The sequence below is a fragment of the Pseudomonas sp. Sample_24 genome, from assembly GCF_004307605.1.
Lineage (GTDB): Bacteria > Pseudomonadota > Gammaproteobacteria > Pseudomonadales > Pseudomonadaceae > Aquipseudomonas.
Map to the genome: position 1 here is coordinate 1 of NZ_RCNW01000431.1, position 21,684 is coordinate 21,684.

Here is a 21,684-nt window from a genome sequence, read left to right on the forward strand (position 1 = left end):
GTTGCGCTCAGCTTCGGCGTGAACTTCTAAGCACTGTATTTTCAGGACGAACACAAAAATGAAAATAACCAAGAGTCTGTTTCACATCGGTGTCCTGGGGCTTTCGCTGTTGGCAACCGGCGTCATGGCGGCGGTCCCGGCCGCCGAAGCGGACAAGCTGGGCAAGAGCCTGACCCCGATGGGCGCCGAAATGGCAGGTAATGCCGACGGTTCGATTTCTGCCTGGAAGCCGCTGCCAAAGAATGCTGGCAGTGTCGACAGCAAAGGCTTCCTGTCCGATCCGTACCCAGGTGAAAAGCCACTGTTCACCATCACCGCGCAGAACGTCGACCAGTACAAGGCAAAGCTCGCGCCGGGTCAGTACGCGATGTTCAAGCGCTACCCGGAAACCTTCAAGATGCCGGTCTACCCGACCCATCGCGGTGCCACCGTTCCGGATGAAGTGTTCGCCGCCATCAAGAAGAACGCCACCAACACCAAGCTCGTTTCCGGCGGCAACGGCCTGGAAAACTTCGAAACGGCGATTCCGTTCCCGATTCCGAAGAGCGGCGTTGAAGTGATCTGGAACCACATCACCCGTTATCGCGGTGGTAGCGTGACCCGTCTGGTCACCCAGGCCACGCCACAGCCAAACGGCTCGTTCAGCCTGGTGTACTTCCAGGACCAGTTCGTGTTCCGTGACAAGATGAAGGACTACGATCCGGCCAACCCGGGCAACATCCTGTTCTACTTCAAGCAGAAAGTGACTGCCCCGGCACGTCTGGCCGGTGGTGTGCTGCTGGTGCACGAAACCCTCGACCAGGTGAAAGAACCGCGTTCGGCGTGGGTCTACAACGCCGGCCAGCGTCGTGTGCGTCGTGCGCCACAAGTGTCCTATGACGGCCCGGGTACTGCTGCCGACGGCCTGCGTACCTCCGACAACCTGGACATGTACAACGGTGCACCGGACCGCTACGACTGGAAGCTTGAAGGCAAGAAAGAGATGTACATCGCCTCCAACGCCTACAAGCTCGACGATCCGAAACTGAAGTACGCCGACATCATCAAGGCCGGCCACATCAACCAGGACCTTGCGCGGTACGAACTGCGTCGTGTGTGGCATATCGTTGCAACGCTGAAGGAAGGTCAGCGCCACATCTACGCCAAGCGTGACTTCTACATCGACGAAGACACCTGGCAAGCGGCGGTGATCGATCACTACGACGGTCGCGGCCAACTGTGGCGCGTCGCCGAGGCTCATGCCGAGAACTACTACGACAAGCAAGTGCCGTGGTACGCCCTGGAAGCCTTGTACGACCTGCAATCTGGCCGTTACCTGGCGCTGGGCATGAAGAACGAAGAGAAGTCGGCGTATGACTTCGGCTTTACTGCCACCACCAGCGACTTCACCCCGGCGGCATTGCGTCAGGATGGTGTTCGCTAACGAGCGCTGAAACGAGGCCGCATCCTCTGCAAACGCCCCGACTGGTTCGGGGCGTTTTCTTGTGTGTAGACTTTTTGTAGCCATTTGTAGCAATAACCTTCATTCCCTCTTCGTTTACAGCTAGTCTGCGGACATCTGCAACGCCGCCACCCGCAATTCAAACAAGAGCCGGCCATGACTGATCTGTCCCCACCACCCGCTCCCGCAAGCGTCGCTGTCGCTGCGCTGGACGGGCGTTTTTTCCGACCGCCATTGCCCGACGGCCATGTGCTGCGACCTCGACTGTGCGAGCGTCTGAGTGCGGGGCTCGGTGGCCGGTTGCTGTTGGTCAGTGCACCGGCGGGGTTCGGCAAGAGTTCATTGGCGATAGAGTTTTGTCAGGCATTGCCGGCGCATTGGCAAAGTCTGTGGTTGGGCCTGAGCCCGCGAGACAGTGATCCGGGACGATTCCTCGAGCGATTGCTCGAAGGCCTTCAAGACTATTTCCCGCAGCTGGGCAGGCAATCCCTCGGTTTGCTGAAGATGCGTCAACGTCATCAACCGTTCGCCTTCGAAGAATGGCTGGACGGCTTGCTCGACGAACTGGCCGTGCACTTGTCGACCGCCACGCCATTGCTGCTGGTGCTGGATGATTATCATCTGGCCCAGGGGCCGGTTCTGGATCGCTGCCTGCAGTTTTTCCTCAATCATCTTCCCGATGGTTTGCTGGTGATGGTCACCAGTCGCCAGCGCCCGGATTGGCATCTGGCGCGGCTTCGCCTGTCACGGCAACTGCTTGAGTTGCACGAACAGGACCTGCGGTTGACCCACGATGAGGCCCTGAGTCTGCTCGACCGGCACAGCAGTTCACTGCGTGGCGAGGCGATGGAAAACCTCATCCAGCGCAGTGAAGGCTGGGTAGCCGGCTTGCGATTCTGGCTGCTGGCAGCCTCCGAGGCCGGTACCGACGGTGCTTTACCCCAGGCGCTTAATGGCGGGGAAGGTCTGATCCGCGATTATCTGCTTGAGGAAGTCATCGATTGCCTGCCCGCCGAGGTCCAGGCTTTTCTCTACGACACCGCCCCTCAGGAACGCTTTTGCAGTGAATTGTGCGACGCCGTTCGCGACGCCCATGACAGCGCCGAGATCCTGCGCTTTCTGGCGGCGCACCAGGTATTCCTGGTGCCGTTGGACGAGCATGGCCACTGGTACCGTTATCACCACCTGTTCTCGGATCTGTTGCGTACCCGGCCCACCGCGCAGACGATGGTGCCGGCCGGCACGCTGCATTTGCGTGCCTGTCGCTGGTTCAATGCCCAGGGGCTACTCGATGAAGCGGTGGAACAGGCATTGCGTGCCGGGCATCTGGACGTTGCGGCAAACCTGGTGCAAAACCTTTCGGAGGAACAGCTGCTCGCCGAACAGAATGTCGGCATGCTGCTGCGCTGGAAAATGGACTTGCCCGACAGCCTGCTGATCAGCACGCCGCGTCTGATCGTGCTCTACAGCTGGGCGTTGGGACTGGCCTGCCAACTGGATGCTGCCGAGGAGTTGGCCAGTCATCTGAGCCGTTTCCTGCCTGCCCCGTCGGCTACCGCGCAGAAGTCGATGCTGGCGCAATGGCTGGCCCTGAGCGGGATCATCGCTCGCGGGCGTGGCAACCGTGAGCTCACGCTGCTCTATTGCACCGAGGCACTCGAAAGCCTTCCCTGCAAGCGTTACGGCCAGCGGCTGATGTGTCTTTCGACATTGTCCAACCTGGCCATTGCCGACGGCGACCTGTGGCGTGCGCGCGGGTTGAATCGCGCTTCTCTGGAGTTGGCACAACGGGTCGGCAACCCACTGTTCGAAGCGCTGGCCCATTATGACCGTGCCCGGGTATTGCAGGCGCGCGGGGAAGTCCTGCGCGCCCTTGCCGAAGTTCGCCAAGGGCTGCAGCGTTTGCAAGGTTTGTCACCGCAACGTCTCTATGCCATCCGCGCCCGGCTGACCTTGTACGAAGGGTTTCTGCTGGCTCTGCGCTTGCAACCACACGCGGCGAGAGCGCGTTTGCAGGTGGGCTTGAACGAGGCTCGCGCCTGTCGCGACATCAGCGTGTTGATCGGCCATTGTGTCATCGCCCGGCTCGAAGGCAGCAGCGGCGAGTTTGCCAAGGCCTTTGCCGAACTGGCTGAAGCCGAACGCCTGATGCACATCTGGGACGTGCCGCCGATCTACTATCTGGCGATGATCACCTTGGTCAAATGCGAACTCTGGCTGGCGCAGGGGCGCACAGATCTTGCCGAAGCCTGGCTGGCGCGACTGGGGCAAACCTACAATGGCGAGCATGCTGCAGCGCCACCGGAATTCCATCCGCAATTGCCGTTGCATATCGAACTGCAACAAGCCCTGCTTGAGGTTATACAGGGCCAGCCGATGCTGGCCGAGGGGCGTTTGAATGTCTTGCTCGAGCAGGGTCAGCAAACCGGGCGGCAGATGCTCAGCGCGATGGCGCTGACGCAAAAAGTGTCGCTGTTGCTCACCACCGGCCGCGAGCCCGAGGCCCGCAAGGCGCTGATCCAGGCATTGGACGCCGCTGGTGGGGGCATACTGCAATCGTTCGAAGGGTTGATGGCAGGGTATCCGGAGTGGTTGCGTGGCCAATTGCAGCTATGCGCGACGACTGAAGTCATACAGAGCCTGACAGAGAAACTTCCTGCTCCGCCTGCGCGTCAGGTTCTGGACCCGGCTCCTGCCGCTGAACAACTGAGCACCCGCGAATTGGCTGTGCTTCGACTGATTGCCCAAGGCTGTTCGAATCAGGAAATCAGTGACCAGTTGTTTATTTCCCTGCACACAGTCAAGACCCACGCCAGCCATATCAACAGCAAACTGGGGGTCGAGCGCCGTACACAGGCCGTTGCCCGGGCCAAGGAACTGGGGGTTCTGGGGTAAGGAATATTTCACATTACACATCGCAGACACTGGCGGGATACTGATGTGTGCGAACATTACCCGTCCCCGTTTACCGAGCAGACCCCGATGTCCCAACACCCCGGCCTCATCCGCGAAACCTTCCCCGTCGGCCCTTTGCAGTGCAACTGCACGATCATCGGCGATCCAGTGACGAAAAAGGCCATCGTTGTCGATCCGGGTGGCAATCATGAGCTGATCCTCGCCCGTCTGGACGCGTTGGGCCTGAAGGTGGTCAGTATCATTCACACCCACGCACACCTTGATCATTTCCTGGCCTCCGGTCAGTTGAAGGAAAAAACCGGCGCCACCTTGCACTTGCACAAGGAAGACCAATTCCTCTGGGACAATCTGGAGATGCAATGCCAGATGTTCGGGGTGCCCTACACGCCGGTGCCGTCGCCGGATCGCTGGCTGGCTGACGATGAAGAATTGGCGTGTGGGTGTGGCGTAGCGCTGCATACGCCGGGTCACACGCCGGGTTCGATGAGTTTCTGGTTTGCCGATGCCAAGCTGCTGATTGCCGGCGACACCTTGTTCAAGCGTGGAGTGGGGCGTACGGATTTATGGGGTGGCGATCAGGCGACTATCGTGCGCTCGATCAAACAGCGTTTGTACACCCTCGATGAAGAAGCCGTCGTGGTGGCCGGGCATGGTCCCGATACCCGACTTGGCGATGAAATGCGTGAGAACCCGTTCGTTCGAGCCTGATTTGTAACAGGTGGAATTTTCAGGCATCGAAATGATCCAACGCCCGCAAAGGCCGATGCCTTGGTCTGATGCACCACAGAATGCAAAAAGTAGGAGCTCTTCATGTTCACCACCCGTCGTTTGATTATTGTCGCTACTGCCGTGGCGCTGTTGTCCGGTTGCGCATCGCCCAACCCTTACGACAACCAGGGACAGGCCGATAGCGGCTCCACCGGCATGAGCAAAACCGCGAAGTACGGTGGCCTCGGTGCACTGGCCGGCGCGTTGGCCGGTGCCGCCATTGACCACAACAACCGTGGCAAGGGCGCGTTGATTGGCGCCGCCGTGGTGGGTGCTTCCGCCGCCGGTTACGGTTACTACGCCGACCAGCAAGAGAAAAAACTGCGGGCCAGCATGGCCAACACCGGTGTCGAAGTGCAGCGTCAGGGCGATCAGATCAAACTGATCATGCCGGGCAATATCACTTTCGCCACCGACTCGGCGAACATCGCTTCGAGTTTCTACCAGCCGTTGAACAACCTGGCCGGCTCGCTGAAAGAGTTCAACCAGAACCAGATCGAAATCGTCGGTTACACCGACAGCACCGGCAGCCGCCAGCACAACATGGACCTGTCCCAGCGTCGTGCGCAGAGTGTGGCGACCTACCTGACTTCGCAAGGTGTCAGCGGTGCCAACCTGAGCGCCCGTGGTGCCGGCCCGGATAACCCGGTTGCCAGCAACGCTGACGTCAATGGCCGCGCGCAGAACCGTCGTGTCGAGGTCAACCTCAAGGCGATTCCGGGTCAGCAGTATGGTGCTCAGCAACAGCCGGGCACCGTTCAGCAGTACCCGTAACACCCGCGACATAAAACCTGTGGGAGCGAACCTGCTCGCGATGACGGCCGGTCAATCAACATCAATGTTGAATCTGACTGCCCCAACACGAGCAGGCTCGCTCCCATTTTTTTATGTGCGGCGTTTCAGTTGGCTTCTTTTACCGCACTGAGAAACGCACAGGTACGCTCCTGCTGTGGATGTTCGAAGATCTGCGCCGGGGTGCCCTGTTCGTGGATCTGGCCCTTGTAGAAGAAGCACACACGATCGGCGAACTCCCGGGCAAAGCCCATCTGGTGCGTGACCATCAACATGGTCAGGTTATGTTCGGCGCCGAGCTTGCGGATCACATTGAGTACTTCGCCGCACAGTTCCGGATCGAGCGCCGAGGTCACTTCGTCAAACAGCATGACTTTGGGGCGCATGGCCAAGGCGCGGGCGATCGCTACCCGTTGCTGCTGCCCACCGGACAGCTGCGAAGGGTAATGCCCCAGCTTGCTGCCCAGACCCACCAACTCCAGCAGATCCGCCGCGCGTTCCCGTGCTTCGGTGGGTTTCATGCCCAGAACCTGCACTGGCGCTTCGATGACATTTTGCAATGCGGTCATGTGCGGGAACAGGTTGAAACTCTGGAACACCATGCCGATCTTGCCGCGTACACGGCGGATGTGTCGGTCGTTGGCCGGCACCAGCACGCCATTGCGATTGGGCATGTGCGTCAGCAGATCGTCTTCAACGCGGATCACTCCGTCATCGATGCCTTCGAGGGTCATCAGGACCCGCAACAGCGTGGATTTCCCTGAGCCGCTGGGGCCGATGATTGCGACTTTTTCCCCGGGCGTGACGTCCAGGTTCAAATGATCGAGCACGGTGAAACTGCCGTAGCTTTTGGTGACATCCTGAAAGCTGACTATCGGCTTGACCGCTTTCGTTTGATGCATGGCCGTGGCCTCTTGCGGATGCAGCGGCGTCAGGTTGCCGCGCCGGGAAAGGTCGTTGGAGGTCGAGAGTGGAGAAGTCATTAACGTAGCTCCAGGCGCAGTTCGAGGCGCCGTACCAGATAAGCCAAGGCGATGCTCAGGGCGAGGAAGAACAGACCGACCATGGTGATCGGTTCCAGGTAGCGGAAGTTTTCGGAACCGATGTTCTTGGCCTGCTGCATGATTTCCACCACGGTGATGGCCGACAGCACGGGCGTGTCCTTGAGCATTGCCACCAGGTAATTGCCCAGCGGCGGCAGGATCGGCCGCAGGGCCTGGGGCAGGATGATGTTGCGGTAGGCGCTGTACGGCGCGATGTTCAGCGCGGTCACCGCTTCCCATTGCGCACGAGGCACCGCATCGAGTCCGCCGCGATAAACCTCGGCGATGTAGCAGGCGTAATGCACGCCGATGCCGATGATCCCCACTTGCATGGCCGACAGGCTGACGCCGTAGTTGGGCAGTACGTAGTAAAGGAAATACACCTGGATCAGCAGCGGCGTGCTGCGGATGAACTCGATGACCCCGGCGATCGGCCACGACAACCAGTACAAGCGGCTGCGCCGGCCGATGGCGAGGAACAGCCCCAGCACAATGGCGATCAGGAAACCGACCAGGGTAATGCCCACGGTGTTGAGCGAAGCGCGCAGCAAATCGGGAAGGATCTGCCAGGCGTATGTCCAGTCGAACAGGGTCATGACAAACCTCCACGCATCCGGCCACGCGCCAGACGCCGCTCGATGCTGCGCATGCCGAGGTTGATCGCTTGTGCCAGGATGAAATACATCACCAGCGCCAGGCTGAAGATTTCCAGGGTCTGGAAGGTAGCCTGATCCAATTGTCGAGCGCGGAAACTCAGGTCGGACAAGGTGATCAGCGACACCAGCGAAGTGTTCTTCAGCAATTCGATCAGCAGGTTGGTGCCTGGTGGAATCGCGGCGAGCAAAGCCTGAGGCAGAATGATTCGGCGAAAGCGTTTGTAAGCGCTGAAGTTCAGCGCGGTCGCCGCTTCGTACTGACCTTTCGCCACGGAGCTGATCGCACCGCGCATCACCTCGGCGCCATAGGCGCCGATGTGCAGGCCCAGGCCGACGATGGCCACGCTGTAGGGGCTCAGTTCCAGATTGAACGGTGGCAGCGGCAACACGAAAAACAGCCAGAACAATTGCACCAGCAACGACGTACCGCGAAACACTTCGATGTAGGCGACCGAGAACCAGCTCAACGGCCGCCACGGCGACATGCGCCCCAGCGCCGCCAGAATGGCCGCGACAATTGCCAGGATCGAGCCGAAGAAGGTTACCTGGAGCGTGACCCAGGCGCCTTGTATCAATAGCGGAAGTAATTCACCCATTGTTCACACCTGCGTGGTTCAACATCCGGAGTCAGCAGGGATAGGCATCGCGCCACAGCGCCATGCCTGTCTCGACTATTGAGCGCAGAGCTCGGCAGCCGTTTTGCTGGTCACGTTGGATTTGTCGAAGCCGAACGGGGCGACCGTCTTGAGGTGCTCTTCAGAGCCCAGCCACTTTTTCAGTTCGGCATTGACCGCATCCCGCAGGTCCTTGTCTTCCGGACGGAAGGCGAGGGCGCCGTAACCGGTATGCGACGGGTCATCCTTGAACTCGGTAACCGCTTCGACCTTTTCACCGCCCTTGGCGGCCAAGCCTTTCATGGTCAATTGGGTGCCTACGGCGGCATCGGCGCGACCGGCGCGCACGGCTTGCAACTGGGCGGTGGTGTCGGGCACCTGGAGAATTTGTGCGTCCTTCACGCCGGAGTCCCGTGCGTATTTCAGATTGACCGTGCCGGCCATGATCGCCAGTTTCACATCCGGGTTCTTGGCGATGTCTTCATAGCTGTGGAGGTTTTTCGGGTTGCCTTTGGCGGTCAGGAGGGCATCGGGCAACTGGTACTGCGGATCGGTGAAGATGACTTGCTTGCAGCGTTCGGGCGTGATGTACATGCCGGCGGCAATCACGTCGAAGCGCCCGGCGCGCAGGCCCGGAATCAGCGAGCCCCATTCGGTCAGCACGCCATCGACTTGCTTGATGCCCATTTTGGCGAAGATGACTTTGGCGATCTCCGGCGATTCACCGGTGACCCGGCCATCGGTTTCGGTGAAGGCGAATGGCGTTTCGTTGGCGTAGCCGATGCGAATGCTGCTGTTTTTCGTGATGGTTTCCAGCGTCGTGGCGGCATGGGCGCTGGCGGCCAGACCGAACATCGCACAAGCCACGAACAGGTGACGCAAGACATGGGAACTGCGGGGAATGGAATTGCTCATCGATAAAATCTCCTGTTTCTTGTGGACCCGTCGAAGACGGCTCTGTGGTAGGAGGCAGTGTGACAAGAGCAAAGCGTACGAGAGCCGTTTTCCTGTTGAGCCGAAGCTTTGGGCCACAGTTCCGGTACAGATCGATTGGTTGTTGTTGGCGGCGGGTTCGGCCGCCTGTGCATCGACCTTGGACCGAGCATACAAAAGCCCTGAGCCACATTGCATTGCACTAGGACAATTGCTTTGCATGGTTTCTCGCGGGATGCTGTCGGCACTGGCAAACACGTGGGTTCGGCGCCGATGGACAAGTGGAAGGCAGCACTGCAAATCGCCCGCAGCGGCGAATCGAAATACAAGATCCTGGTGCAGGCGATTGCCGACGACATCGAGCAGGGCGTGCTGGTCAACGATCAGCGCCTGCCGCCGCAACGACAGGTTGCCGATGCGGTGGGCATCAGCGTGCAAACGGTCACCAACGCCTATAAGGAGTTGGAGCGCCAGGGGCTGGTGCGTTGCGAAGTGGGGCGTGGCAGCTTCGTCTCGCGGCGCATGAGCGACCGGGTCGCCACCTATATTCTCGACAGTCCCGAACGCGCGCTGGTGGATTTTTCCATTACGCGGATCATGCACACCCGTGAACATGACCAGTTCTGGCGCGAAACCTGCCGCGAACTCAGTACCGAAGACGATCAGCCGTGGATTCACGCATTCCGTCCGATTGCCGGGTTCGAGTCGCACCGGGAAGCGGCGATGCACTGGATCGCCCGCCAAGGCCTGCGCGTCGAACGCGATGACATCCTGATCACCAACGGCGCGGCCCACGGAATTTTCCTCGCCCTGGCTTCGCTCGCCGGGCCTGATGATGTGGTGCTTTGCGAAGGTGTCACTGACCACGGCGTGATCGGCAATTCCCAGGTGCTGGGGTTTACCCTCAAGGGCCTGGAAATGGATCGCTACGGCATTGACCCGGAACATTTCGAAGACATGTGCAGCAATGAGCGGATCACCGCGCTGGTCTGTACGCCGAACCTGAACAACCCGACCACCAGCCTGATGCCTGACAATCGGCGGCGTGAAATTGCCGAGATTGCCCGGCGTTTTGGTGTGCACATCATCGAAGATGATGTCTACGGCCCGCTTCTGGACGAGCGCCGTGCGCCGCCGATCAGCCATTACCTGCCGGAGCTATCGTTCTATTGCACCAGCATGACCAAATCGGTGCTCACCGGTTTGCGCATTGGTTATCTGGTGATGCCCAAGCGTCTGGCGCTGCGCACCGAAAGCATTTTGCGGGTCAACAGCTGGATGGCGACGCCCATGGTTTCGGAAATCGCCACGCGCTGGATTCGCGATGGCCGCGCCGAGACGCTGGTGGGCGTGCAGCGCAAGCTGTTGAGCGGGCGGCAGGCGATGGTCAGCGAATACCTCGGCGAGTACCTGCTCGGCCAACATCCCTATGCCTTGAACGCCTGGATCGGCATCCCGCCGCATTGGGAACTCGACAGCCTGGTGCGTGCGTTGCGCCACAAGCATATTGCAGTCACGTCGCCCGACCCGTTTACCGTGCGCGGTACGCCCCGGCCACGGGCCGTACGGGTATGCGTAGGCGCTGAATGCAGTGACGAGGAAATGCGCGATGCGCTGATGGGCATGCGCGAAATCTTTGGTCAGTACCCGCAAATCCACGATTTTTGAGCGGCAAAAGACGTCGAAAAATTTGTCGACTAAATTGCCCTAGTACATTCAGCGCGACAATCCAGCCCTCTTAGACTGCGCCCAATACCTCATCGGGATGCGGTCATGTCAGCGTTACAGCTCAACGATATCTACCTCGCCCGCCAGCGGATCGAAGCGCTGGTACGGCGCACGCCGATGGAACATTCCCCCAGCCTGTCGCGACAGTCGGGCGTGCCGGTGTACCTCAAGCTCGAATCCCTGCAAATCACCGGCAGCTTCAAGTTGCGCGGCGCGAGCAATGCCGTGGCACAACTCACTGCCGAGCAAAAGGCGCGTGGCGTCGTCGCCGCGTCCACCGGCAATCATGGGCGGGCACTCGCTTACGCCGCATCGCGGCAAAACGTGAAGGCGACGATTTGCCTGTCGCACCTGGTGCCGGGAAACAAAGTCCAGGCCATCCGCGATCTCGGCGCTGATGTGCGTATTGTCGGTCAGTCCCAGGATGATGCCCAGCGTGAAGCCGAGCGGATTGCCCACGAACATGGCGCAACACTGCTGCCACCGTTCGATCATCCGGCGATCATTGCCGGGCAGGGCACGCTGGGCCTGGAGATCCTCGAACAGCAGCCAGACGTCGCCCAAGTACTGGTTCCATTGTCCGGTGGCGGCCTGTTCGCCGGCGTCGCGCTGGCGCTGAAAAGGGCCAACCCGCAGATCGTCACTCACGGTGTCAGCATGCAACGCGGTGCGGCCATGCACGCCAGCCTCGCGGCCGGGCATCCGCTGGAAGTCGAAGAGTTGCCGACCCTGGCTGACTCGCTCGGCGGCGGCATCGGCCTGGACAACCGTTACACCTTCGCCATGACCCGCGACACCTGCGATCACTTGCATCTGCTCAGCGAAGCCGCCATCGCCAATGCCATCCGCCATGCCTATCGCGAAGAACGTCTGGTGGTGGAGGGCGCGGCGGCGGTGGGGATTGCCGCGTTGCTCGAGGGTTTGATCGAGCCGCTCGGGCCAATCGTGGTGGTAATCAGCGGACGCAACGTCGATGTCGAGCAACACCTGCGTGTGCTCGCCGGCGCCGATGCATGAATTCCAACAATAACGACTCGATGGAGTGCCGCGTTGATGAGTGAAATCACCTTGCTGAACGAAGCGGACCTGCGCGCCTGCGTGTCGCTGGACCTGCCAAGTATCGAAGCCATTGAGCAGGCCTTCGTACTGCTGGCCACCGCTGCCGTGGCGATGCCGCCGATCCTGCGCCTGGACATTCCCGAACATAACGGCGAAGTGGATGTGAAAACCGCTTACCTGCCGGGGCTTGAACGCTTTGCGATCAAGGTCAGCCCAGGTTTTTTCGACAACCCGAAACTGGGCTTGCCCAGCCTCAACGGCATGATGATGTTGTTGTCTGCGCGCACCGGTTTGCTGGATGCCTTGCTGCTCGATAACGGTTACCTGACCGCCGTGCGCACAGCGGCGGCCGGAGCCGTGGCGGCGCGGGCGCTGTCGCGGCAAGACAGCCGTAGCGTGGCGCTGATCGGTGCCGGAGAGCAGGCCGCGTTGCAGTTGCAAGCGCTGCGTCTGGTGCGGCCGATCGACAGCGTGCGGGTCTGGGCGCGGGACGCCGCCAAGGCCCAGGCCTTCAGCGTCGAACTGGCCCGGGACAGCGGTCTGGCGGTCAAGCCGTGCGCCAGCATCGACGAGGCGATGTCCGAGGTCGACATCGCGATCACCTGCACACCAAGCCGTGAGCCGTTGATCGATTTGCGCCATTTGCATCCCGGTCTGCACATCACGGCCATGGGCTCGGATGCCGAACACAAGAACGAAATTTCTCCCCGTGCGCTGGCACAGGTCGACCGCTACGTGGCGGATCGATTGAGTCAGACGCGCATCCTCGGCGAGCTGCATCACGCCCTTGCGGCGGGTGTGGTCAGCGACGAATCGAACTTCGCAGAACTGGGGCAGGTGTTGGCCGGCCAACGGCCCGGTCGTACCGATTCAACGCAAATCACCCTGTGCGACCTCACGGGCACCGGCGCCCAGGACACGGCCATGGCCAACCTGGCCTTCGAACGTGCGCGTGCGGCCGGCAAAGGTTTTCAGTTCGGCAGTTAAAGCGCTTTTTTCATCCGTGCGTCATTTATCAGAGGGCATGTGCATGTCTCAGATAGTCGTCAATCTCCCGTTTCAACGGGAGGAATACGCCCAGCGTCTGGCCAAGGTGCGAGTGGCCATGCAGGCGCAGGGCATCGAGTTGTTGTTGGTCACCGATCCGTCGAACATGGCCTGGCTGACCGGCTATGACGGTTGGTCGTTTTACGTTCATCAATGCGTGCTGCTGGCGCTCGATGGCGAACCGCTGTGGTTCGGTCGCGGCCAGGACGCCAACGGCGCCAAGCGCACCGTATTCATGCAGCAAGAGAACATCGTTGGCTACCCGGACATTTACGTGCAGTCTCGGGAACGTCATCCCATGGACTACCTGTCGCGCGAAGTGATCAGCGCTCGAGGTTGGGATGCACTGACCATCGGCGTGGAAATGGACAACTATTACTTCAGCGCTGCCGCTTATCTGTCGCTGCAGAAAAATCTGCCGAAGGCCAGATTGATCGACGCGGTCGGGCTGGTGAACTGGCAGCGGGCGGTCAAGTCGCCGCAGGAAATCGCCTACATGCGCATCGCCGCGCGCATTGTCGAGAAAATGCACGGGCGGATCCTGGAGCGCATCGAACCGGGCATGCGCAAAAACGAACTGGTGGCCGAGATCTACAGCAGCGGCATCCTCGGGGCTGACGGTCATGGCGGCGATTATCCGGCCATCGTGCCGTTGTTGCCGACCGGCGCCGATGCCAGTGCGCCGCACCTGACCTGGGACGATTCACCGTTCGAAAAGGGCGCCGGCACCTTTTTTGAAATCGCCGGCTGCTACAAGCGTTATCACTGCCCGTTGTCGCGCACGATCTATCTGGGCAAACCGCCGCAACATTTCCTCGACGGCGAGAAAGCCGTGGTTGAAGGCATCGCAGCCGGGCTGGAAGCGGCCAAACCGGGCAATACCACCGGCGACATTGCCGTGGCGTTTTTCAAGGTGCTGGAGAAGTTCGGCATCCACAAGGACAGCCGTTGCGGCTACCCGATCGGTATCAGTTATCCACCGGATTGGGGCGAGCGCACCATGAGCCTGCGTCCCGGCGACACCAGCGTGTTGCAACCGGGCATGACCTTCCACTTCATGCCGGGCCTGTGGATGGATGACTGGGGGCTGGAAATCACCGAGAGCATTCTGATCACCGAAACCGGCGTCGAGACGCTGTGCAATGTGCCTCGCCAATTGTTCGTGAAGGATTGAGCCATGAGTGAACTGCCTGACAACCCGATCAGTGCCACGGTGGATTTCAGCCGCGAAGGCGTGCAGCACGGTTTTCTCAAGCTGCCCTATTCCCGGGACGATTCTGCCTGGGGCGCGGTGATGATTCCGCTTACGGTGATCCAGCGCGGCCAGGGACCGACCGCGCTGCTTACCGGCGGTAACCACGGTGATGAGTACGAAGGCCCGGTGGCTTTGAGCAAACTGGCGCAAAGCCTGACGGCCGCCGACGTCAGCGGACGGGTGATCATCGTCCCGTTCATGAACACCCCGGCGTTCCACGCCGGGCGGCGTACGTCGCCGATCGACAAGGGCAACCTCAATCGCAGTTTTCCCGGCAAGCCGGACGGTACGGTGACCGAGAAGATCGCCGACTATTTCACCCGCACGTTGCTGCCCCTGGCCGACATCGTGCTGGACATTCACTCCGGCGGTCGCACCCTGGATTTCCTGCCGTTCGCCGCCTGTCATGTGTTGCCGGACAAACGGCAGCAGGCGCAATGCGAGGCCGGCATGCGTGCGTTCAATGCGCCGTACAGCATGCGCATGCTCGAACTCGATGCCGGGGCGATGTACGACACCGCTGCCGAGTCCCAGGGCAAGATTTTCGTCACCACGGAGCTGGGCGGCGGCGGTTCGTCTACGGCGCGCAGTGTGGCGATCGCCGAGCGCGGCGTACGCAATCTGCTGGTGCATGCGGGGATTGTTGAGGGCCAAGTGCAGGCTTCGACATCGATCATGCTCGACATGCCCGATGGCGATTGCTTCATCGCCAGCGAGCACGACGGCCTGCTGGAAATGTGCCGTGACCTGGGCGATCACGTAAGCAAGGGCGAAGTGATCGCCCGCGTCTACGACGCCACCCGCAGCGGCGTGGCCCCGGTGGAATATCGCGCGGCGCGCAACGGTCTGCTGGCGGCGCGGCACTTTCCGGGGCTGGTGGGGTGCGGCGATACCATCGCAGTGATCGCCGATATCGTGACCTGACAGCCATCCCTGTGGGAGCTGGTTTGCCAGCGATAGCGGTATGTCAGTCACATCAATGCTGGATGTGCTACCGCCATCGCTGGCAAGCCAGCTCCCACAGGTTTTTTATTAACCTGAGGGATATGCCCATGCACAAGCTCGATCGCTATGACCTGAAAATCCTGCGAATCCTCGCTGACGACGGGCGTATCACCAAGTCGAGCCTGGCCGAGGCGATCAATCTCTCGGTGACCCCGGCCTGGGAGCGGGTGCGCAAACTCGAAGCCCTCGGCCTGATCAAGGGCTACCGGGCACACATCGACTGGGGCGCGGTGTTCAAAAGTCAGCAGGTGCTGGTGGAAATCACCCTGGCCCGGCACACCGCGCAGGACATGCGGCGTTTCGAGCAACGCATGAGCGACGCACCCGAAGTCGCGTTCTGTTATGCCACCGGTGGCGGTGTCGATTACATGGCAATGATCCAGGCACCGGACATTGACCATTACCAACGTTTCATCGACCAGTTGCTGCTCGATGATCTGGGAATTGAACGCTACTTCACCTACATCGTCACCAAAACCATCAAGACCGGCGGCGCCTTGCCGGCCGAATTGTCGCAAGAATCCTGAACACTCAATAAACCTGTGGGAGCCGAGCCTGCTCGTGATGGCGGCCAGTCAGAAACCGTGATGTCAACTGACACACCGCTATCGCGAGCAGGCTCGCTCCTACAGTCGATTTGTGTGGATTCAGGTGTCGTGTTCACACCGCAAAAAACGCTGTTCAGCCCCGCTCAATCAGAAAAAACCACCTGCCAAACCCCGTTCAAACGCCAAATTCCCAAGGCTTGGCTGCCCTAGCATGGTTCCACGCACACGGATTTGGAGTGAACGCCATGACTTACAAACATCCACTGTTGTTCAAGGCCCTTTGCTACGTCGATGGCCATTGGGTGCACAGCGACAGCGGTCACAGTATCGCGGTGCACAACCCGGCGGATCAAAAACTGATCGGCCATGTACCGATGCTCGACCAGTCCCAAATCGCCGCCGCCGTCGATGCTGCGCACCGTGCGTTCGCCGACTGGCGCGAACAAAGCCTGGAGGCGCGCGGGGCGATTCTGCGGCGCTGGGCGGCATTGATTCTTGAGCATCAGGAAGACCTGGCGCGGATTCTCAGTCTGGAGCAAGGCAAGTCCCTGGCCGAGTCCCGTGGCGAAATCGCTTATGCCGCCAGTTTCATTCCCTGGTTTGCCGAAGAGGCGCGGCGCCTGTATGGGCAAAACATTCCCAGCCACATTCCAGGGGCGCACCTGGGCACGGTCAAGGAGCCGGTCGGCGTCTGTGCATTGCTGACGCCATGGAATTTCCCTTCGGCAATGATCACTCGCAAAGCCGCTGCCGCGCTGGCCGCCGGTTGCACCGTGGTCATCAAACCGGCCCATGAAACACCGTACTCGGCGTTTGCCCTGGCGCAACTGGCCGAGGAAGCAGGTTTCCCTGCCGGCGTATTCAATGTGGTGTTGGGCGAACCGCAGATGGCCATGCAGACCCTGGTGCAGGACAGTCGCGTGCGTTCGGTGAGTTTCACCGGCTCGACCCGCGTCGGTAAGTTGGTGCTGCAAGCCGCAGCCCAGGACGTAAAAAAGGTGGCACTGGAGTTGGGCGGCAACGCGCCGTTCATTGTCTGCGCCGACGCCGACCTTGAGCTGGCGGTGAAAGTCGCGGTGGCCGCCAAATTCCAGACCTCCGGCCAGGATTGCTGCGCGGCCAACCGCATCATGGTCGATCGCTCTGTTTATGCGCAATTTCTCAAGGGGTTTACCGCGGCGGTACGTGAGTTGCGGGTTGGCCCGGCGATGCTCGGCGACCGTGAGCAGCAGGTCGATGTCGGCCCATTGATGCATCAGGCCGCTTTCGATGTCACCACCGAACGGGTCGCCGATGCCTTGCAACACGGCGCGCAACGACTGGTGGGCGGTGAGGCCCATGCACTGGGCGGTTTGTTCTATCAGCCAACGGTGCTGGCCGATGTCACGCCACAGATGCGCATCTACCGCGAAGAAAACTTCGCGCCGATTGCCGGGGTGATGCCGTTCGACACCCTCGATCAGGCGGTCGAGATGGCCAACGACACCGAATACGGTCTGGCCGCCTACATTTGTTCCAATCGTCTGGACCTGATTTACCCGCTGATCCGCCGCCTCGACCACGCCATGGTCGCGGTCAATGGCGTCAAGTTTACCGGCCATCCGATCCCGTTCGGTGGCATGAAAGCCTCGGGGCTGGGCCGGGAAGGCGGCACCGAGGGCTTCGAAGCCTTTGTCGAAACCAAATACTTCTGCCTGCACCATCAAGGCCAGTTCTGAGGAGATTCACCATGAACCAAGAATTTGACTCGCTGTTCGAGCAAGACCGTGCGCACTTCATGCACCCTTCGACTCACGCCCATGATCATGCCAGCGGCGCGCTCAAGGGGCGCATCATCAAAGGCGCGTCGGGTATCCGCATCCGCGACCACGAAGGCCGCGAGCTGATCGACGCCTTCGCCGGCCTGTATTGCGTGAACATCGGCTACGGGCGCACCGAAGTTGCTGATGCGATCTACAAGCAAGCCAGGGAACTGGCCTATTACCACACCTACATGGGGCATTCGACCGAAGCGATCATCGAGCTTTCGAGCCGTATCATCGACTGGGCGCCTGAAGGCATGAAGAAGGTCTATTACGGCCTTTCCGGGTCTGACGCCAACGAAACCCAGATCAAACTGGTGCGTTACTACAACAACGTGCTGGGTCGCCCGCAGAAGAAGAAAATCATCTCCCGCGATCGCGGCTACCACGGTTCGGGCATCATGACCGGCAGCCTGACCGGCCTGCCGAGTTTTCATCAGCATTTCGATCTGCCGGCCGAAGGCATCAAGCACACCGTCTGCCCGCACTGGTATCGCAAGGCGCCGACCGGCATGGATGAAACGGCCTTCGTGCGCTATTGCGCCGACGAGCTGGAAAAAATGATCCTCGCCGAAGGTCCGGACACCGTGGCGGCCTTCATTGGCGAGCCGCTGATGGGGACCGGCGGGATCATTGTTCCACCCGCCGGGTATTGGGCAGCGATCCAGGCAGTGCTGAACAAATACGATGTGCTGTTGATCGCCGACGAAGTGGTCTGCGCCTTCGGTCGGCTGGGGTCGAAAATGGGTAGCCAGCGTTACGGCATGCGCCCGGACCTGATCACTACCGCCAAAGGCCTGACCAGCGCTTATGCGCCATTGTCGGCGGTGATCGTCGGCGAAAAGGTTTGGGACGTGATCGAAAAAGCCTCCGAATCCCAAGGCGCCATGGGCCATGGCTGGACCTATTCCGGGCACCCCATTTGTGCGGCCGCGGCGCTGGCCAACCTCGATATCCTAGAGCGGGAAAACCTCACGGCCAACGCCGATAAGGTGGGCGGTTATCTCAATCGGCGGCTGCGCGAAACCCTCGAAGGCCATCCGCTGGTGGGCGAAGTGCGCGGTGACGGCATGCTCGCGGCGGTCGAGTTCATGGCGGATCGTGAACAGCGCACGCCATTCGACGCCGCCTTGAAGGTCGGTCCGAAAGTCTCGGCGGCATGCCTGGAGCGCGGGATGATTGCCCGGGCGATGCCCCATGGCGACATCCTCGGCTTTGCACCGCCGTTGGTCCTGACCGAGGTCGAGGCGGACTTGATCGTGGGTATCACCAAGGATGCGATCGATCAGGTGGCGGGGGAGGTGTTGGGCTGATTATCTGATCCTGTTGTGTGGTCTGTACTGGCCTCATCGCGGGCAAGTCCGCGATGAGGGCGGGACATTCAGCCGAGATGCTGGATCAGAAATAAAAAAGCCCTCGGACAACCACTTGTCCGGGGGCTTTTTGTCGCGTGAAACCTGATTACTTCTTCAGGCCGTAATGCTCATCGAGCATGCCCGGGGCGTTCGGGGCTTTGGGTGCGTAGTCGCGTGGCGGTTCCTGATTGCGCGGCGGCGTCAGGCGCTCGCGCGGAGTCTGCGCCGCGTCGGCGTGCAGCGAGGCCAGCAAGCGTTGGCGGGTTTGTTCATCCAGGGCCAGACGGTTGGCACCCTCGGCGAGATGATCCTGCACTTCCTGATAGCTCTGAGTCAGTTTCTTGACCAGTGTCGCAGTGCTGTTGAAGTGGGTCACCACCTCGTTCTGATAACTGTCGAAACGTTCCTGAATATCGTCCAGCTGACGTTGTGTGCTGCTGGGCGCGGCATTCGGCGCCAGGCGAGCGATCAGGAAACCAATGGCGACACCCACAACCAGGGCAAGAGTCGGCAACAACCAAACTAAGAGCGAGTGTTCCACGAGTCCTTCCTCTATAAACGGCTTTGCTTTACGTTAACGGCTCGAACCTGCGCTGTATACCGCGATTCGCTCGCAATAGACAGTTGCAGACAATTTGCTAGACGAGTCGACCCGTTTCGAGGTCACGGAGTTCTTTCCTTGCTGATGCGTGAAACCCCTGTAGTGATTGATGGCCCGGTCGGCCAGCTCGAGTCTCTTTACCTGGACAACGAACAGCCGCGCGGCCTGGCGCTGATCTGCCATCCAAACCCGGTGCAGGGTGGCACCATGCTCAACAAAGTGGTCTCGACCCTGCAACGCACCGCACGCGATGCCGGTTTGATCACCCTGCGCTTCAATTACCGTGGCGTCGGCGCCAGCGAAGGCAGCCACGACATGGGCACCGGTGAAGTCGACGATGCCCAGGCAGTGGCCCAATGGTTGCGCAACAAACACCCGGATCTGCCGCTGACCCTGTTCGGTTTCTCCTTCGGCGGATTTGTTGCCGCAAGTCTCGGCGGACGCCTGGAAGCGCAGGGCGAACAGATCAAGCACCTGTTCATGGTCGCACCGGCCGTCATGCGCCTGGGCGCCCAGGATCAACTGCCACAGCACGGCGAGCTGACCCTGATCCAGCCGGAAACCGACGAAGTGATCGATCCTCAAGTCGTTTACGAGTGGTCCGACAAGCTCGAACGTCCCCATGAGCTGCTGAAAGTGGCAGAATGCGGACACTTTTTTCATGGCAAGCTGACCGATCTCAAGGATCTGCTGTTGCCGCGTCTCTCGAATTGATTGCAGTCTGACAAGCGATTACCCATGACCAACCGTATCCGCATTCTCACCGGCATCACCACCACCGGCACGCCGCACCTGGGCAACTACGCCGGCGCGATCCGCCCGGCAATCCTCGCCAGCCGCGACAGCCAGGCCGATTCGTTCTATTTCCTGGCCGACTACCACGCCTTGATCAAATGCGATGACCCGCTGCGCATCCAGCGCTCGCGTCTGGAAATCGCCGCGACCTGGCTGGCCGGTGGTCTGGATGTCGACCGCGTGACCTTTTACCGTCAGTCCGACATTCCGGAAATCCCCGAGCTGACCTGGCTGCTGACCTGCGTCGCCGCCAAAGGCCTGCTCAATCGCGCTCACGCCTACAAGGCTTCGGTGGACAAGAACGTCGAGACCGGCGAAGACCCGGATGCCGGTATCACCATGGGCCTGTACAGCTATCCGGTACTGATGGCCGCCGACATTTTGATGTTCAACGCGCATAAGGTCCCGGTCGGTCGCGATCAGATCCAACACGTGGAAATGGCCCGGGACATCGGCCAGCGCTTCAACCACCTGTTCGGCAAAGGCAAGGAGTTCTTCACCATGCCTGAGGCGCTGATCGAAGAAAGCGTCGCCACACTGCCGGGTCTCGACGGCCGCAAAATGTCGAAAAGCTACGACAACACCATTCCGTTGTTCAGCAGCGCCAAGGAAATGAAAGACGCGATTTCGCGGATCGTCACCGACTCCCGAGCGCCGGGCGAAGCGAAAGATCCGGACAACTCGCACCTGTTCACCCTGTTCCAGGCATTCGCCACGCCAGCGCAAGCCGACGAGTTCCGCAGCGAACTGTTGCAGGGCCTGGGCTGGGGCGAAGCGAAAAACCGTCTTTTCCAGTTGCTGGACAGCGAGTTGGGCGAGTCGCGCGAGCGTTATCACCAATTGATCGAACGTCCGGCGGATCTGGAAGACATCCTGCAGCACGGCGCACAAAAAGCCCGAGCGGTGGCGACCCCGTTCCTCAACGAGTTGCGTGAAGCGGTGGGCCTGCGCTCCTTCGTTGCCCAGACCCAAGTGGCGGCGACCACCAAGAAAAAGGCCGCGAAAGCGGCGCGTTTTGTCAGCTTCCGCGAAGACGACGGCAGTTTCCGCTTCCGGCTGCTGGCGGCCGATGGCGAACAACTGTTGCTCTCGCGCAACTTTGCCGACGGTAAAACCGCAGGGCAAGTGACCAAGCAGCTGCAATCGGGCCAAGTGCTGGATGTGCGCAATCAAGACCTGGGCTTCAGCGTCTGGCTGGAAGGCCAGTGCGTTGGCGACAGCCCGGCCTTCGCCGACAGCTCTGCCCGCGACGCAGCCATCGAAGCATTGCGGATTGCCCTGACCCCGGTTCAGGAATAAACAGCGGCGCGGTCCGACCAAGGGCCG

At 60.6% G+C, this 21,684-nt stretch carries 19 protein-coding genes; 14 read left to right on the forward strand and 5 right to left on the reverse strand.

Annotation, left to right across the window (positions count from 1 at the left end):
* Positions 1–58 precede the first annotated feature (58 nt).
* From D8V06_RS25300 to D8V06_RS25315, 4 genes are all read left to right on the forward strand, one after another.
* Positions 59–1,423, forward strand: a complete 1,365-nt coding sequence (locus D8V06_RS25300) for a DUF1329 domain-containing protein (protein WP_056853237.1) — start codon at positions 59–61, stop codon at positions 1,421–1,423.
* Positions 1,424–1,597: 174 nt separating this feature from the next.
* Positions 1,598–4,336 (forward strand): LuxR C-terminal-related transcriptional regulator, encoded by a 2,739-nt coding sequence (locus D8V06_RS25305; RefSeq protein ID WP_130903583.1) that lies wholly within the window; start codon positions 1,598–1,600, stop codon positions 4,334–4,336.
* A gap of 87 nt (positions 4,337–4,423) precedes the next feature.
* Complete coding sequence (locus D8V06_RS25310) at positions 4,424–5,065, forward strand: MBL fold metallo-hydrolase (RefSeq protein WP_056853235.1); 642 nt, start codon at positions 4,424–4,426, stop codon at positions 5,063–5,065.
* Positions 5,066–5,167: 102 nt separating this feature from the next.
* Positions 5,168–5,899, forward strand: a complete 732-nt coding sequence (locus D8V06_RS25315) for an OmpA family protein (protein WP_056853234.1) — start codon at positions 5,168–5,170, stop codon at positions 5,897–5,899.
* A 125-nt stretch (positions 5,900–6,024) separates the two neighbouring features.
* Here the strand turns inward: D8V06_RS25315 and ehuA are convergent, their stop codons facing one another.
* The 4 genes from ehuA to ehuB form a co-directional block, all read right to left on the reverse strand.
* Entirely contained in the window at positions 6,025–6,819 is a 795-nt protein-coding gene (gene ehuA, locus D8V06_RS25325; RefSeq protein WP_130932048.1) for an ectoine/hydroxyectoine ABC transporter ATP-binding protein EhuA, read from the reverse strand.
* Between the two features lie 80 nt (positions 6,820–6,899).
* Positions 6,900–7,556, reverse strand: coding sequence for an ectoine/hydroxyectoine ABC transporter permease subunit EhuD (gene ehuD, locus D8V06_RS25330; protein ID WP_056853233.1), 657 nt, complete (start codon positions 7,554–7,556; stop codon positions 6,900–6,902).
* Positions 7,553–8,212, reverse strand: coding sequence for an ectoine/hydroxyectoine ABC transporter permease subunit EhuC (gene ehuC / locus D8V06_RS25335; RefSeq protein WP_056853232.1), 660 nt, complete (start codon positions 8,210–8,212; stop codon positions 7,553–7,555). Before ehuC ends, ehuD begins: the two co-directional genes overlap by 4 nt.
* A 75-nt stretch (positions 8,213–8,287) precedes the next feature.
* Positions 8,288–9,145: an ectoine/hydroxyectoine ABC transporter substrate-binding protein EhuB gene (gene ehuB / locus D8V06_RS25340; RefSeq protein WP_056853231.1), complete on the reverse strand. Its 858-nt coding sequence runs from the start codon at positions 9,143–9,145 to the stop codon at positions 8,288–8,290.
* A gap of 291 nt (positions 9,146–9,436) precedes the next feature.
* On the opposite strand from ehuB, the gene D8V06_RS25345 reads away from it, so the two are divergent.
* The 8 genes from D8V06_RS25345 to D8V06_RS25380 all read left to right on the forward strand — a co-directional run bounded on the left by D8V06_RS25345 (position 9,437) and on the right by D8V06_RS25380 (position 18,920).
* Positions 9,437–10,831 (forward strand): PLP-dependent aminotransferase family protein, encoded by a 1,395-nt coding sequence (locus D8V06_RS25345; RefSeq protein WP_056853300.1) that lies wholly within the window; start codon positions 9,437–9,439, stop codon positions 10,829–10,831.
* Positions 10,832–10,936: 105 nt separating this feature from the next.
* Complete coding sequence (gene eutB, locus D8V06_RS25350; RefSeq protein WP_130932045.1) at positions 10,937–11,908, forward strand: hydroxyectoine utilization dehydratase EutB; 972 nt, start codon at positions 10,937–10,939, stop codon at positions 11,906–11,908.
* Positions 11,909–11,944: 36 nt separating this feature from the next.
* On the forward strand, positions 11,945–12,937 hold the full coding sequence (gene eutC, locus D8V06_RS25355; RefSeq protein ID WP_130907948.1) for an ectoine utilization protein EutC: 993 nt from the start codon (positions 11,945–11,947) through the stop codon (positions 12,935–12,937).
* Between the two features lie 43 nt (positions 12,938–12,980).
* Positions 12,981–14,171: an ectoine hydrolase DoeA gene (gene doeA, locus D8V06_RS25360; protein ID WP_056853228.1), complete on the forward strand. Its 1,191-nt coding sequence runs from the start codon at positions 12,981–12,983 to the stop codon at positions 14,169–14,171.
* 3 nt (positions 14,172–14,174) lie between these two features.
* A complete protein-coding gene (gene doeB, locus D8V06_RS25365) occupies positions 14,175–15,176 on the forward strand; it encodes a N(2)-acetyl-L-2,4-diaminobutanoate deacetylase DoeB (RefSeq protein WP_056853227.1) in 1,002 nt (333 codons plus the stop codon).
* A 128-nt stretch (positions 15,177–15,304) separates the two neighbouring features.
* Complete coding sequence (locus D8V06_RS25370; RefSeq protein WP_130903588.1) at positions 15,305–15,784, forward strand: Lrp/AsnC family transcriptional regulator; 480 nt, start codon at positions 15,305–15,307, stop codon at positions 15,782–15,784.
* 266 nt (positions 15,785–16,050) lie between these two features.
* Positions 16,051–17,523, forward strand: coding sequence for an NAD-dependent succinate-semialdehyde dehydrogenase (locus D8V06_RS25375; protein WP_130903589.1), 1,473 nt, complete (start codon positions 16,051–16,053; stop codon positions 17,521–17,523).
* An 11-nt stretch (positions 17,524–17,534) separates the two neighbouring features.
* Positions 17,535–18,920 carry an aspartate aminotransferase family protein gene (locus D8V06_RS25380; RefSeq protein WP_130932046.1) on the forward strand — a complete coding sequence of 462 codons (1,386 nt, stop codon included), beginning with the start codon at positions 17,535–17,537 and terminating at the stop codon, positions 18,918–18,920.
* A gap of 148 nt (positions 18,921–19,068) precedes the next feature.
* Here the strand turns inward: D8V06_RS25380 and D8V06_RS25385 are convergent, their stop codons facing one another.
* Entirely contained in the window at positions 19,069–19,503 is a 435-nt protein-coding gene (locus D8V06_RS25385; protein WP_056853223.1) for a DUF1043 family protein, read from the reverse strand.
* A 144-nt stretch (positions 19,504–19,647) separates the two neighbouring features.
* Here D8V06_RS25385 and D8V06_RS25390 point away from each other — a divergent pair, with 144 nt between their 5' ends.
* Complete coding sequence (locus D8V06_RS25390) at positions 19,648–20,277, forward strand: alpha/beta fold hydrolase (protein WP_130932049.1); 630 nt, start codon at positions 19,648–19,650, stop codon at positions 20,275–20,277.
* A gap of 24 nt (positions 20,278–20,301) precedes the next feature.
* Entirely contained in the window at positions 20,302–21,657 is a 1,356-nt protein-coding gene (locus tag D8V06_RS25395; RefSeq protein WP_130932047.1) for a tryptophan--tRNA ligase, read from the forward strand.
* The last annotated feature ends 27 nt before the right edge of the window (positions 21,658–21,684 follow it).

Coding starts and splice junctions, on each gene's coding strand:
- eutC (WP_130907948.1), top strand. CDS start 11,945: ATGAGTGAAATCACCTTGCTGAACGAAGCGGACCTGCGCGCCTGCGTG.
- doeA (WP_056853228.1), top strand. CDS start 12,981: ATGTCTCAGATAGTCGTCAATCTCCCGTTTCAACGGGAGGAATACGCC.
- D8V06_RS25370 (WP_130903588.1), top strand. CDS start 15,305: ATGCACAAGCTCGATCGCTATGACCTGAAAATCCTGCGAATCCTCGCT.
- D8V06_RS25315 (WP_056853234.1), top strand. CDS start 5,168: ATGTTCACCACCCGTCGTTTGATTATTGTCGCTACTGCCGTGGCGCTG.
- D8V06_RS25390 (WP_130932049.1), top strand. CDS start 19,648: ATGCGTGAAACCCCTGTAGTGATTGATGGCCCGGTCGGCCAGCTCGAG.
- D8V06_RS25300 (WP_056853237.1), top strand. CDS start 59: ATGAAAATAACCAAGAGTCTGTTTCACATCGGTGTCCTGGGGCTTTCG.
- D8V06_RS25310 (WP_056853235.1), top strand. CDS start 4,424: ATGTCCCAACACCCCGGCCTCATCCGCGAAACCTTCCCCGTCGGCCCT.
- ehuD (WP_056853233.1), bottom strand. CDS start 7,556: ATGACCCTGTTCGACTGGACATACGCCTGGCAGATCCTTCCCGATTTG.
- eutB (WP_130932045.1), top strand. CDS start 10,937: ATGTCAGCGTTACAGCTCAACGATATCTACCTCGCCCGCCAGCGGATC.
- D8V06_RS25380 (WP_130932046.1), top strand. CDS start 17,535: ATGAACCAAGAATTTGACTCGCTGTTCGAGCAAGACCGTGCGCACTTC.
- ehuA (WP_130932048.1), bottom strand. CDS start 6,819: ATGCATCAAACGAAAGCGGTCAAGCCGATAGTCAGCTTTCAGGATGTC.
- D8V06_RS25395 (WP_130932047.1), top strand. CDS start 20,302: ATGACCAACCGTATCCGCATTCTCACCGGCATCACCACCACCGGCACG.
- D8V06_RS25345 (WP_056853300.1), top strand. CDS start 9,437: ATGGACAAGTGGAAGGCAGCACTGCAAATCGCCCGCAGCGGCGAATCG.
- doeB (WP_056853227.1), top strand. CDS start 14,175: ATGAGTGAACTGCCTGACAACCCGATCAGTGCCACGGTGGATTTCAGC.
- D8V06_RS25375 (WP_130903589.1), top strand. CDS start 16,051: ATGACTTACAAACATCCACTGTTGTTCAAGGCCCTTTGCTACGTCGAT.
- ehuC (WP_056853232.1), bottom strand. CDS start 8,212: ATGGGTGAATTACTTCCGCTATTGATACAAGGCGCCTGGGTCACGCTC.
- D8V06_RS25305 (WP_130903583.1), top strand. CDS start 1,598: ATGACTGATCTGTCCCCACCACCCGCTCCCGCAAGCGTCGCTGTCGCT.
- ehuB (WP_056853231.1), bottom strand. CDS start 9,145: ATGAGCAATTCCATTCCCCGCAGTTCCCATGTCTTGCGTCACCTGTTC.